The organism is Novosphingobium sp. MMS21-SN21R (genome assembly GCF_031846015.1).
Taxonomy (GTDB): Bacteria; Pseudomonadota; Alphaproteobacteria; order Sphingomonadales; family Sphingomonadaceae; genus Novosphingobium.
Genome location: NZ_JAVRDU010000001.1, coordinates 559558 through 572730 on the forward strand (window position 1 = coordinate 559558; position 13173 = coordinate 572730).

The 13173-nt window shown below is 60.1% G+C and carries 7 protein-coding genes; all 7 read right to left on the reverse strand.

Going from position 1 to position 13173, the window contains the following annotated elements; genetic code table 11:
* Positions 1-15 precede the first annotated feature (15 nt).
* Positions 16-342, reverse strand: coding sequence for a quinohemoprotein amine dehydrogenase subunit gamma (gene qhpC / locus RM192_RS02755; RefSeq protein WP_183611831.1), 327 nt, complete (start codon positions 340-342; stop codon positions 16-18).
* Positions 339-1793 (reverse strand): quinohemoprotein amine dehydrogenase maturation protein, encoded by a 1455-nt coding sequence (gene peaB, locus RM192_RS02760; RefSeq protein ID WP_311506052.1) that lies wholly within the window; start codon positions 1791-1793, stop codon positions 339-341. The genes qhpC and peaB overlap by 4 nt, the downstream gene beginning before the upstream one ends.
* A complete protein-coding gene (peaA, locus tag RM192_RS02765) occupies positions 1790-3574 on the reverse strand; it encodes a quinohemoprotein amine dehydrogenase subunit alpha (RefSeq protein ID WP_311506053.1) in 1785 nt (594 codons plus the stop codon). Before peaA ends, peaB begins: the two co-directional genes overlap by 4 nt.
* 488 nt (positions 3575-4062) lie before the next feature.
* A complete protein-coding gene (locus RM192_RS02770; protein ID WP_311506054.1) occupies positions 4063-6246 on the reverse strand; it encodes a Z1 domain-containing protein in 2184 nt (727 codons plus the stop codon).
* An 8-nt stretch (positions 6247-6254) separates the two neighbouring features.
* Positions 6255-6833, reverse strand: coding sequence for a hypothetical protein (locus tag RM192_RS02775; RefSeq protein WP_311506055.1), 579 nt, complete (start codon positions 6831-6833; stop codon positions 6255-6257).
* Complete coding sequence (locus tag RM192_RS02780; RefSeq protein WP_311506056.1) at positions 6830-10045, reverse strand: site-specific DNA-methyltransferase; 3216 nt, start codon at positions 10043-10045, stop codon at positions 6830-6832. Before RM192_RS02780 ends, RM192_RS02775 begins: the two co-directional genes overlap by 4 nt.
* A 1-nt stretch (position 10046) precedes the next feature.
* Entirely contained in the window at positions 10047-13097 is a 3051-nt protein-coding gene (locus RM192_RS02785; protein ID WP_311506057.1) for a BPTD_3080 family restriction endonuclease, read from the reverse strand.
* Positions 13098-13173 lie beyond the last annotated feature (76 nt).

Consider the following 13173-nt stretch of genomic DNA (forward strand, 5'->3'; position numbering starts at 1 on the left):
AAAACGGCGCGCGCCTTACGGGAAGATGATGTCGAGGCTGCGCCAGTCCTTGGCTGCCGTCGCGCAATTGCTGGCCCAGTCGGGCGAGTAATTGACGTGGTCGGGCACCTGCACCGGCCAGAAGCAGGTGACGTAGCAATCGTAGATGTCGCGCTCGGCCGGCTGGCACAGGCCCGCCGTGCCGCCGCCCGCATCGACTTCCCAGCCGGGCGAGAACGAGATCGAGCAGCCCATCGGGGTGTGCATCGGCTTCTGCTGAAGCGCGATCACGTCCTCATCGGTCGAGGCGATTGTTTCCTCGATCCGCAGGGCCTTCTTGTTGAGTGGCTTCAGGTGCTTCATGACAAGCCCTTTCGTGCAGCAAAGCGTTCAAGAAATTCGGGATTTCGCGCGGCAACGGTGCCGTAGATTTTCAGGCAGGCGTCGGTCCATTCGCGGATCCAGTCGCAGTAATGCAGGTTGGCGTGGCCGGTATCGCCGTAGCGCACGAAAGCCTCATGGTGGCACCCGCCTGCGCAGAGCGGGCGCGCCCAACAGGTGGTGCATTCATACTTCGCGCCAACATGGCCGCGCGTCAGGAAGTCGGTGCGCTTTTCCTTGTCCAGCCCGGTGGTTACATGGCCGAGCACATGGGTGTCGGCATCAGTGAAGCGATGGCAGGGCGAGATGTCACCCGAAGGGCTGACACCGACAAGGCCAAGGCCAGCGCCACAAGGGTGCGACTTGTTGGTGCCCTGGATGAGTTCGCTGATCGTTTCGGAGACGTTCGAGAATCCGTGCATTTCGCCGCGCAGGGCAAAGGCGAGCCATTCCGCGGCAAGTTCGTGGAACGCGGAAACCACCGTGTCCATGCCGTCGGTGTCGAGCGTATAGGTCTGTTCGCCCGAGTCCGTCACCGGCGCGAAGCCGACTTCGTGGAAGCCGAGATCGTCCTTCAGGTGACGGTATATGCGGATCACATCGGTCACGCCGTCGGTCAGCGTGACGCGCGCAGTGATCGCGCGGGTCTTGTGCCCGGCGATCAGCTTGCGCAGGCGCGGCTCCATGACCGCATAGGACCCCTTGCCGCTCTTGTAGACGCGGCGCTTGTCCTGCAGATCGGGCGGCCCGTCCATCGATACGGTGACGCCGACCGCCTGATCCGAAAGGAACTGGATGATCTCGTCGGTCAGCAGCGTGGCGTTGGTCGTCAGGCTGTAGGTCATGCGCTTGCCGCGCGCCGCAGAAGCCTGGTTGGCATAGAGCACCACATCGCGCAGCAGCTTGAAGTTCATCAGCGTTTCACCGCCGAAGAAGGTGATGTGCGGGCTTTCGCGGTCGCCTGAACTGTCCAGCAGGAAATCGACCGAGGTCTTGGCCGTCTCCAGCGTCATGTACTTGGGCTTGCCCGCAGGGGTTGCGATCTTGTCCGCGCCGAATTCGTAGCAATAGGTGCAGGCAAGGTTGCACTGGTTGGTGACGTTGAGCACCAGCGCCTGGAGCGGATAGTCTTCCGGCGGAGCAGGCGGGGCGAGCGGAGCCTCGCGGATCTCGTCAGAGACGATGCCGCGCACGGCGCGAAGCTCGCGGATCAAGTCGTCGGCATCGGCGCGCGAATAGCCCGCCTCGACCAGAGCGCCGACCATTTCGCCATAGGCCATCTGTTTTTCGCCGAGCAGCGCCATGACACTGGCCGCGCCTTCGTCCAGAGCAAAGATCGCACCTGCCGAGGCGAGATAGACGAAGCCCTGGTCTTGAGCGTCGAACAGATGAATGTCGCCGCGGCGGTATTTGGGGACGAGGGTTGTGGTCACTTGGCCACCTCCGGCTGATCCCAGCGCTTGTAGGCAGGGACGGACACGATCATGAACGACTTGGCCGTGAGCGGTTTGCCCAGCGCGTCCTTTTCGGACTTGGCGGTGGCGACGACCCAGACTTCGCCGTAATTGTTGCGGCCCCATTTGCGCTCGGGGTTCGGCCCGTCGATGGCTGGGGTGAACAGCGCGGTGGAGCTGAGTGTGCCGACATATTTGGTGTCGTCGTCGTAATAGACAGTCGGCATTTCCTCCATCGCCCAGCTTGCCTCGACCGGGCCCAGGGCGAAGTCGTCAGCGGTATAGGGCTTGCCGTCGAGACCGCTGTCGTAGCCGATGGCATCGAACTGCGCGTAGCCCGGCGTGTGCTTCTCGCTGCCGCCAAGGCGGGCGAGCGAGGTGTCGGGCACAACCTTCAGGTAATCGACCTTCTTGAAGATCGGCAGGCCCGCTGCCAGCACCGATCCGCCAAGACCGACATCGTGCGCGCCGGGAGCGGCATCGGCCGCAACGTCGACGGTCAGCACGGCTTCGGTCGCGCTGGCGGAGACGATCTTGCTGATGGTGACGCCCTTACCGAGATCAATGTCAGACGCCTTGAGGGCAGCCGGAAATGCATCGCCGAGCAGTTTGAGCGTTGCGCCCTTGGCCCCGGCCTTCAGGGCATAGGGCCAGACCGCGACGACACTCGGTTCGGCGGCGGCCTTGGTCAGCTTCACGTCGAAGCCGAATTCCTTGTAATCGCCCCAGAACCAGCGGCCTTGCGCCGATTTGCGGTCGGTCGAGAACGCCATCGTCTCGCGCGTTTCGTGGTCCTGCGGCGCATCGGGCGAGGCGCCTTCGGGGCCGCTGGAGGAGGTGCCGCGCCAGGAATAGCCGGAATAGACCAGCCCCTTGCCGGTACGGGTCAGGACCGAGCCGTCCTTCAAGGATTTGAGCGTGATGGCGGTGGTGTAGTCATCGTCGCCGGTCGTGGGCGTGACGATCATCTCGCCCACATACAGGCCCTTGCCGGGCAACATGGCATTGACCAGCCACTTGCCGCCGAGCTTGGCCGACTGCTGCCGCGCCGCCCATTTGGTCCACTCGGGCGTGGTGAGCGGCGCGGTCTTGTTCATGTATTCGAGTGCGACCTCGACGGGCAGGGGCTTGGTTCCGCCTGCAGGAACCGCTGGCTGGGTGGGATCTTCGACCGCGCGGCGATATTGCGCGTCGGCCTGCGAATACATGGCGACGTGGAGATTGCGCAGCAGGCCCCATTCGGCCTTCGAACGCCGCCACGACAGCGGCTGGGCGAAGGCATGGCACGATGCGCAGGACTGTCGGATTGTCTCATTGGGAATGTTGGTTTCGTTGACCATGCGGTGTTCGGGCAAGTAGGCGACCGGCTTGTATTCATCGGGCGCGAGACCGTGGCTGGCGGAGAGTGCGCGGACGACTGCTCTCGATTCCGACGGCGTGATCTGCAAGCCGTTGAGCGCGACCATGCGCTTGATGACTTGCGCCCAGCCCTCGGGCGTGGTGCGCACCCACGAGATGCGCGAGAGGTTCCCCTTCGCATCTGCAGTATGGCATGTGCCGCAATTTTCGGTGACGATGGCCGATGTGACGGGAATGCCGGTTTCAGTCTCGACCGGGTTCGAAGGATCGCGCGCTGCCTGCGCCAGTACGATCGTTGCGGGAAGCGCGGAAAGGCCGATGAACTGGACGATTCGGCTGCGCAAAAGGCGGCTGACGCGGCGCTCTGCAGTGCGTTGGGTAACAGTCTCGGCCACGGTCATGGTCGCAATTTCCCCCTGATGACGGTGCCGCACTCAACGAGTCGAACGCGGTGACAGGAGGAAGACTGGACAGATGTCAAAAGTTGGTCAACGCCTTTGTTTGCATCTGCGAAAAGAAGGTGGAGGACGCTGGGCCGGTACATTGACCACACCGCGTGACTTACATTTCACCGCCGCGCAAAGATCTGGCCATACGCAGTTCGCGCAAGCGCCCCCCCCCGAAACGCACAAGGCGTGTTGACCGCCACCCCGCCGTTGTGGCAAGCGCCCGCCAGCCCAAGACGCGCGGTTAGTTAAGCGCGGCATCCGGGCGGGTGTAGCTCAATGGTAGAGCAGCAGCTTCCCAAGCTCGACGCGCGCCCGGATTTCTGCGGTTTTTTGTGTAAAAACTACCCAAACCGTAGCTAGATGAATCAATCAGTTAGAATTGCTATGTAAAAAATTTTGGCTGTCGCTGACGGCATTAGAAATTTAGCTTTGGCGGGTCTTTAATCTTCCACATCATCGCCATTGCCACGTATGCTGGAAGCGAAGATACTCGGCGCAGCTTGGGCGGGTGCTACAAGAACCGGCCACCAAAATCGGCAGTCCCGCCAGCCGTGCTCCTCCCGCCCATCTTGCCCAAGCAACGCTAGGATCGGCAATCCCCCACCCAACGAACGGAATGCCTTGCGTTCTTGATACGACAAGGGGGCGTCTGAATATCGCCCGCCCGCGCGACGTCGGGTTATGGTCCTGCCCTTCGGCGCGATGACCCAGCAGTCCCCACGCTCTTCGGGTGGCGAGGCCACTTTTGAGAAGTACTCGACCGCAGCACGGCAAGCCTCCCAATCGAAGGAGTAGCCATCCTCGAATTTGAAGGCGTCTTCAATCAGATCGAGAATCTGCACCGCAGTCTCGCACTTAAACTTCACCGGTAGCTTGGAATCGATTGCCTCCGACGGCACCAGAGCATCGACCTTAGCCATTAGTTTCGACAGCTCGGTCCTAGCCTTCGTTTGGAATCCGACAGGCAACAACGCACCGTTGGGCCGGAGCGAAACAATGTCCGAAACGAGAATCTTACTCGGCGCACAAGGGATGACCCGATTTGACAGATCGCGCATCACAAATGCAACGCCCCGGTCGTGTGCGCCGGTCTCGAATGCATGTCGCAAAGCGGAGTCGAATTCGTGCACGGACTTAAGGGCGTTGTAGTTCCCGGCGGTCGTATAGAAACGGCTGACGGCAAGATCTTCCTTTGGCCGATTGCCATACATCCGGGCATGCTGAAGCACGGTGTCTTGCTGCATCTTTTTGGGCGAGCGGCCATAGAAAAAGCCAAGTAGGTTGGGCACAGTAATGCCTCGGTCCAAGATTTGCCCGCCGATGAACACGTTGAATGGCGTGCGCAGACGAAGCTCGGCATTTTCGTCGAGCAGGGCCTGAACATCGTTGTCTGAGTTGACCTTCTCCGTGACAACGCCGCTCTTCACAAATGCTTCTTTTACGCGCTCCACGATGTTGTCGTGCTCGGGCATTGTATAGCCCCCAGCCGTTACCGAACGGGCTAAATCATCGATCGACCGTTCAACCAATTCACCAAAGATCGGGTCTCCCGATGTAGCAGCTTGCGACATGCCAGCGATAATCTCTTGGGCGACCGTATACTGCCAGGCATGCGATGCTCTTGCGGTCTCGACATGCACAATCATTGAATATCGCCGTTGTGCTATGCCGGTCACCTGCTGCTGAAGCCGTCGTATCGATGCGGCTGTCACGAATGTGACCAGTGCATGGCGCAAGGCTTCCGTGCGCTTCGATGTTAGCGCCTCATCGGTCCGTACTCGCCGGCGATCTTCCTTCTTGAGCGCAGTCAGTTCTTCGTCGGTCATGGGGTGCCAGAGATAGAATTCTGGGTCGCTCTCGTCGTGTTCCCCGAAATAGTGGTCGCCACCGACATACCCGCCGTGGATCGGCACAAGCTGGGTGAAGGCCGGTCGCTTGGGCTCGAACGTGAAGTTCTGGCCCGGTGCAGTCTCGTACTCTTCCGGCTGGAGGTAGAGCGAATAGGGCGTCGCGGTCACCTGCAACACGGCAGGATTGGTCAACTCGCGGCGAAGTTCATCGATCCTATCGGCGATCCGGCCCTGCTCGATTTCAGTAGAGCCCTTCTTCTTGGTGAAGCGGATCGATGCAAAGTCGGCTTCGTCATCCACGATCAACACGCGCTTGCCGGCCAGCTTAGGGTGAGTTTCCGCGAACAGCTTCACGAGCCGTCGCATGTTGTTGGACTCTTTCTTGGCGACGAAAATTAGCTTGTGCCCGTCGATTTCCCATGCGGTCAGGTTGGGTACGGTCATGATATCATACACGGCCAGCTCTTCGGCATCGCGAAACTCGCGATACTCGTTAGCAATGCGATTGACGGTCTGTTGCGCCAGCGTCTTGGTACCCTTGGTCAGCACCACTGCAACGTCGAAGCCCTCGTCGAAAGCAGCGGCGATCACGCCCAGAAAGGCACGTGTCTTGCCCGACTGAATCTTGCCGAGCAGCATGCCTGGCTTGTTGCCATCTGTATGCGACGATTGAAGCGCTGCGACAGTGTTGCGCACGCATGCTTCAAGCTCGACGCCATCTGGTGATCCAGCAGCGGCGCGAGATTCCTTTAGTCTTTCAAAGAAGTTGGCCATTTCTTACCTTACTCTTCCAGAGCAATGGAGACGCGCAAATCGAAGCCAAGGCGGGCACCAAGCTCTTCCAGCAAGTCCTTTTTGGCGCGCGTCGAGTTGTGAGTCATGACATAGTATTTTCCGACTTTGGTCTGGGTGTAATCCCCATGTCGGTCATGCGCGACCAACGGGAAGTTGTTCATGGTTTTGCCGAGCTCCTGCACACGCTCAATTCCCATTTCCTCAATGGTTTTGCAGAATGTTTCGGCTGCCGTTGCCTCTTTCAGGGTCCGTCCCGAAGGGAACTTTACGACAAGGCTCGTTTTCGGCCCGCGCGTCCCTATTCGCTCGCCATTTCCATTTTTCCGCTTATGCGCGGCTTGGCTTTCTGGCGGAGCAAAGATCGCCTCCCATTCGAAGCGGACCTGTCCCACGCGTTTGGCAAAGTCGGCTACCTTCTCGTGCTTCTCTGCCAAGCTTCTGACTGATGCCATGTCCCCGGCGAGTGCCTGACGGGAGATTTCCTCCTTGATGACATCACCGGAGCTCTCGATCTCCTCAACCAACATGGCAAAGGCCAAATTCACTTCGTCTAAGCTCATGGTCATTTGCTGACCTCCGCCTCGTCCACGTGGTAGACTTTCATCACCTCGTCGCCGTAATGGTTGATGACCTTTACCGCGATCTTGCCGCCTTGCGGAGCTTCGAACGGGTGCGAGACGGTGCTGTTGAGGACGCTCCAGGCTTCCTCGTCCAGATCGGCCTTCAACGCGATCTTGAGCTTTTCGTAGGGGTCCTTGCCGCCAAGGAAGTAGGCTTGGCGCACGAAGAAGCTCGTCTGGTCGTAATCGTCGTCGATGAACCAGCAGGCGACATCATCTTCCACCTTCCCTGACGATTTCAGCTCACCAGAGTTGGGATTGAAGATTTCAAGACCCCTGATTTCTACCTCCAGCAAACTACCCTTGCGCTTCCACAGCTTCACGTCCGGCTCGCCGAACACCACGAACAGGTTGCCCTGATCCGCCGTCTTGAGGCGATCGCCCATGCGCAGGTCCTGATTCATGTTGACCTTGAGCACGGTCAGCCGCCCCAGCGTCATGGTCTCGGCAGAGGCATGCGCTTCGAAGGCGAAGCCGCACACCACCAGCACGTCGAACAGGTCCGCCGCTTCGCGCGCCGCCGCAACGATCATGGAACGGGTGACGGTGTCATATTCGGGGCCGATGAAGATCGCCGCGCGCCGTTCGGGTGCTCCTTCGGACTCGCCCTCGACGTACCGGGCTTCAGCATTCACATAGCGGCCGGCGAAAGGCCGGATGGTCGTGAAGCGCAGTCGCTCGCCCTTCTTGGTGTTGCCGACCCCGGCCACCTTGAGGTTGTCGAGCACGACGCGCACGAAATCATCGCTCGTGCTGCCGGCATCGGCACGGGTTCCCAGCCGGTGCGGGGCTTCTTCTCCATCGGCGAGGGCGGCGATCAGCAAGGGATCGTCTTCGTCCGCCGGCAAGACACGGTGCGGCGAAAGACTGTCGACGGTGAACGGCCCGGCAACGCGGACAAGACCCTTCAGCTCCACCGGCTTGTCGACCAGATATTCGGTCTCGGCATTGGTCTCGATGGACGTGTCGATGGCCTTCTGCCGCGCGATGCGCGCTTCCCACCATGCCGCATGGGGCGCGAGCGCTTCGAACGGTAGCGGGTCGCCCGGATGCTCGGGGAAATCGTCAATGGTGAAGCTGCGGCCGAGTTCCTTGTTCAGCGCACCGATGGCTTTGCCGATCTTCTTGTCGAGCTTGGCCAGATCGGTTTCGTCCAGGCCCTCGTCGCCCCGGTCCCAGTTGCTGCGCAGCTTGTCCCGGTCGTCCAGCAAGGCGCGGACCTTGGCATGGAGCTTCGCCGGCTTGGCCTCCCACGGATAAATCGGCGTGCGCGGAATTTCCCATTCGCGCCATTCGGTCTTTGCCGCCGCGTTCAACTGGTCGCGCAGTGGCTCAAGCACAGCATGGTACTGCTCGTACAGCACATCGATTTCAGAGTTGTTGGCAATCGACTTCAAGGTGATGCGTGGCACCCGATCGAGCACAAGGCCATGTGCAATATCATTGGTGAAGGGACCCTTGGCGCGCACTTCGGCGGCCTCAGTCTCAGTAGGTCGCCGGCCAAGTTTGAAAGCCAATTCTTCCACGGCACCAGCTTCGCTGTCGCGCATCGCGTAATAGGGATAACGCGCGCTCATTAGGCGGGTCCGGGCGAGCGTCAGTGCCACGCGGCTCGTGTCGATGGTGATCCAACGCCGACCCCATTGCTCGGCAACATAAGCAGTGGTGCCAGAACCGCACGTTGGATCGAGCACAAGGTCACCCGGATCAGTGGTCATCAGCAAGCACCGCTGAATGATCTTCACATTGGTCTGGACGACATAGATTTTTGCATCGGTAAACGATCCAGTGCCAACGTCGGTCCAAACGTCATTTATCGGTGCCACGTCGAAATCCGACATCCGGCGCTGAAAACGCAGCGACGAGTTGCTAGTCAGGTAGATTCTGGAGGCCCTGACCAAGCGGGACATTCCATCCACGTTGGTCTTCCATCCACCTTTACCAGGCCCAATGTCTTCGCCCCGAAACGGAACTTTGAAGGTTGCACTATCAGGCGAACTTTGGCTGGTAAGGTTGTCCGGCATGAAGAGGTGCTCTCCGTCCGCCAGCGCCTTGACTCCCGAAAGCTCATCCTCTGTCGCTGAGCGCTCGCATCCGTCTTGAGAGATGACTCGAGAGTAAAGGTAGGCAGAATCCATTTCTGACTTGTTGAAATAAATCTGCCTGTATTTCACGATTTCCTTGTTCTTCGCGTACCAAATTACAGTGTCATGGACGGCAGCAAGGGTCAGCGTCCCGCCACTTGGGCTTCCGGCTCCACTGGTGGTTTTCAGAACGATCTGGCTGACGAAATTGCCGGGACCAAATACCTCATCGAGTACGGCCCGGACCCGGTGGACATTTTCGTCACTGATTTGAACGAAGATTGATCCCGTGTCGGTGAGCAGGTCCCGCATCGCTTCCAAGCGATCTCGCATATAGCTGAGATAGCTGTGGACCCCGTCCGCCCAAGTGTCACGAAAGGCCCGGACCTGCTCTGGTTCTCGCGAAAGCTGGCTCGCCTTTTTCGCAGTACCCATCTGCCCGTCTTCGACCTTGGGCTTGGTGGTCGATACCTGCCAGTTCGATCCAAACCTGATGCCGTAAGGCGGATCGAAATAGATGCTCTGCACCTTGCCGCGCAGGTCTTCCTTTTCGGCAAGGCTCGCCATGACCTGAAGGCTGTCGCCCAAGATCATGCGGTTGGTCCATTTCAGGGTGTGCTGGTAGAATTCCAGCCGATCATCCTCATCGATGCCGTTGAAGTCCGCGAACAGGTCGGGCTGGTCGTCAAGCGAGACCGCCGTGTCGCTGGCCGCGCGCCGGCGGATGTCATCGATGATCGCCTTGGGGTGGATTTTCTCGGCGGTGTAGATTGGCACCGCGTCCACGCGCAGGGCTTCTTCGTCCTGTTCATCCTTGCCACGCCACGTCAATTGCACTGCCCCTTCGCCATCTTCGGTGTCCGCCCAGACCAGTTGCGGGTCGAGCGCCTTGTTTCGTTCGTAAAGTTCCGGGTGCGTTGCCGGGCTGTAGCGCCGCTGGAACTTCACCTCGGTGGGCGTGGCCTCATCGTCCGCCAGGAAGCTTTGCAGCTCCATCGTCGGGTTGTTGGGCCGCCGCGCCCCCTTGTGCTGCACTGTCGCAATATCGATCGGTTTCCGGGGTGCCTTTGCCATGTCAGGAAACCTTCTCGCGGGTGCCGACCGCGCTTTCGAACGCCTTCACCATCGTTTCGAACGCATGCGCCATGTCATAGGGCTGCACGATCTCCACCGGCGGCCCCCAGCGCCCGAACCGGCCATCGTTGCGCACGGCCGGCAACCACAGACTGGCCAGTGTATCGGCCTTGGCCTGATCTTCCTCGGTTCGCCGGCCCTTGATCTCGACAACCAGTTGCAGCGGATCATCGTGGCCATCGTCCCAATGGACGATGAAGTCCGGCCGGTAATCCCGCTCCTGCCCCATGAAGACATAGGGCACGTCGAAGCCCAGCGCGTGGTTCTTCACGTATCCGCGAACCTGCGGAATGCGCTCCAGCCGCTCGGCGAAGGCGGCTTCCCAGTCGCCGTCATATACGACGTAGTTGACCTGGCACTTGTCCGGATTGGTCTCCAGCAGCGTGGTCTTGGCCGTGAAGAAATCCACGTGCTTGCTCGATCCGTCCGCGTCGAACGGTGCCAGCACGGGCAGGATTTCTTCGTTGCCGGCTTGCGACAGGGCCTTGGCGCATGCGCGCACGATACGTTCCACGGCCTCGTCGCGGTAACTGGCAAGGCTCAGCCAGCCGACCGAACGGCCATCATGCAAATGCAGACATTCCGCCAGCCAGCGCCGGGTAATGCTCAGGAACTGGGGGAACAGGAACGTCGGTTCGGTATCCATGTTCTCCGCCATCCGCGCCCACCGTTCCAGCGCACGCTTGGCGAGCATGTAGGCCACAGTCTGGCTGCGGATCGCGTCCAGATCGCCCATGTCGATGACATTCGACTGGCCGATAAGGGGATCAACCTCTGTCTCTTTCGGGATCGGCGTGTCAGCGCCAAGCCGCATGTGGCTGTTATCGACAAAGGTCGCATTGAGCCTGCCTTGCGGAAAGACGACACGATAGCCGAGCACACGGGGGAACCGGATTTCCGGCGCGGCCCGCGTTTCGTCGGCAAAAATGCGCGTGCGGGGCTTGGGCGGCGAAAAGTCCTTGCTGGAATTCGCCGGCATGAAGTCGAACGGCACGCCTAGCACGTCGGCATATTCGGCCCTGAAATACCCTTCGTCGTTCGGCTCATATGACACACGACGCAGGGCGCGGCCCACTACCTGTTCACACAGCAGGCGGGTACCGAACGCCCGGCAACCAAGAATATGCGTAACAGTGTTGGCGTCCCAGCCTTCAGTCAGCATCGACACGGACACGACGCAGCGAACGGGGCCCCCCATTCGTCCCTTCTGGCCGACGGTGTTCATGACCTCGCGCAGCAGGTCTGCATCGGTGATGGCTTCGGGGTCCCGGCCCGGCGTACGGCGAAGCTCGCGCCGGAAAGCCTCGATCTCATCGCCCGCGATACGCTTGAAATCGTCGGAGATGGCATCGCCGCTTTCGAGCTGGGCAGAGTCAATCAGCACCGTGCGGGGACGTTCGGCCGGTTTGCCGTTCTCGATATTGTTGAACAACGCGAGGTTGCCCGCGCGCCATTTCCGGTGCGCCGGCTCCTTTTCGTCTGGGTTTTCGCAATAGCCGGCAATCCAATCGTGGATCAGCTTCGACGTGGACGTGTTGTTGGCGACCACGATGAACACCGGCGGAGTTTCCGCACCCTTCGCAGCCCATTCGGTGAACTTGGCTTCGTAATCGCGGTAGAGCGCTCGCACGGCAGCTTCGAGCTGGACCGGCAGTTCTTCGGCGGAATAGGCCCTGCCAGCCTTCCTCTGACCCTTGCGCGGCAGTTCGTCTCGGACATGCTTGTAGATGTGGCGGAAGATGGGTTCTTGCCGCTGCACGACGTCGTCATGAGTGGGAACGCGGGGAACCTTCACGATGCCGCATTCGATCGCATCCATCAGCGAGAAATCGGAAACGACCCATGGGAAGAGCTTGCCTTCCTCCTGGCCAGAACCGCGCAGGAAAAATGGCGTTGCTGACAGATCGTAGACAGTCTTTACGCCAAGCACGCGGTCCACGGCCCGGATGCCGTTGATCCAGACCCGCGCCTCCTTGCGGCTTGCCTCGGCTTCGGCGTTGGCTTCAGCGGCAGTCTCTTCCTCGGACCGGACAATCGGCTCGACTTCGGCAGTCGGCGGCGCTTCGTAACAATGGTGGGCCTCGTCATTGATGACGATGATCCCGCGCCGGCCCATCAGAGGCTTCATGACCCGCTGGACCATTTCGGCTTCAGTCTCGCGGAACCGGGCGTCGAAGGTTTCCGGGTCTTCCCGCCCACGAAGGGCTTCCAGCGTGCCGGGCTTGATGTCGCCCTTCGTCTTGAGCTGGAACGAGTGATAATTGGTGACGACGATGCGCGCCTTGCGCAGATCATCCATCATGTCGCGCGGGACGATGGACAGCTTCTCGTAAATCGAATTGCCCGACTCAGGCAGCAACACACGCAGCCGATCCTTGATCGTGATGCCCGGTGCCACCAGCAGGAAAGCATCGGTAAACATCTTCGATTGCGGTCGGCGAGCCTTGTTGATCGCCTGCCAGGCGATGAGCATCGCCATGACCGTCGTCTTGCCGGCACCCGTCGCAAGCTTCATCGCCAGCCGGAAGAGGCCTGGGTTGGAGACCTCGCTTTGCGTGCGAAAATAATCAATATGCTTGGCGTGGATCGGATTTTTAGGTGCAACCTCCGTCAGCCAGATCAGCGTTTCTGCCGCCTCGACTTGGCAAAAAAACAAGGGGCGCTCGCGGTCAGTGGCCCGCCAATGTTTTAGCAAGCGGGCTGTCTCGTAAGTCACGCCCCAAGCGGCCTCGGGAGTCGATCGCCATTGATCCACTTGTGCGCGAATCGCATTGATATTGTCATTCGCGCGGCGCTCGGACGAGTTGTCTTCGAGAATGAGCTCTGCTTGCCCCCCCTTTTTTCGCTTAGGCGTGGCAACAGCAACGATGTATTCCGAGCGGCGTCTGCCAAGGGTGGTTTCCCCAGTCGGCATTCCATTATCCGCTAAAACCCAGTGACGATCGGGCGCCGTGAACGGGCGATTCAAAATGGGGTTTTCAATCAAAGGCATCCGGACACTCTAAGCACTGCCCAAGCGTATCCACAACTATGCCCGTTCGATTTTGACGTGTTGTCCCGCGGAAATC

Bases quoted from the DNA above. Each gene is read 5' to 3' on its own strand.
- RM192_RS02770 (WP_311506054.1), bottom strand. From the start codon at position 6,246: ATGGCCAACTTCTTTGAAAGACTAAAGGAATCTCGCGCCGCTGCTGGA.
- qhpC (WP_183611831.1), bottom strand. From the start codon at position 342: ATGAAGCACCTGAAGCCACTCAACAAGAAGGCCCTGCGGATCGAGGAA.
- peaA (WP_311506053.1), bottom strand. From the start codon at position 3,574: ATGACCGTGGCCGAGACTGTTACCCAACGCACTGCAGAGCGCCGCGTC.
- RM192_RS02780 (WP_311506056.1), bottom strand. From the start codon at position 10,045: ATGGCAAAGGCACCCCGGAAACCGATCGATATTGCGACAGTGCAGCAC.
- RM192_RS02785 (WP_311506057.1), bottom strand. From the start codon at position 13,097: ATGCCTTTGATTGAAAACCCCATTTTGAATCGCCCGTTCACGGCGCCC.
- RM192_RS02775 (WP_311506055.1), bottom strand. From the start codon at position 6,833: ATGACCATGAGCTTAGACGAAGTGAATTTGGCCTTTGCCATGTTGGTT.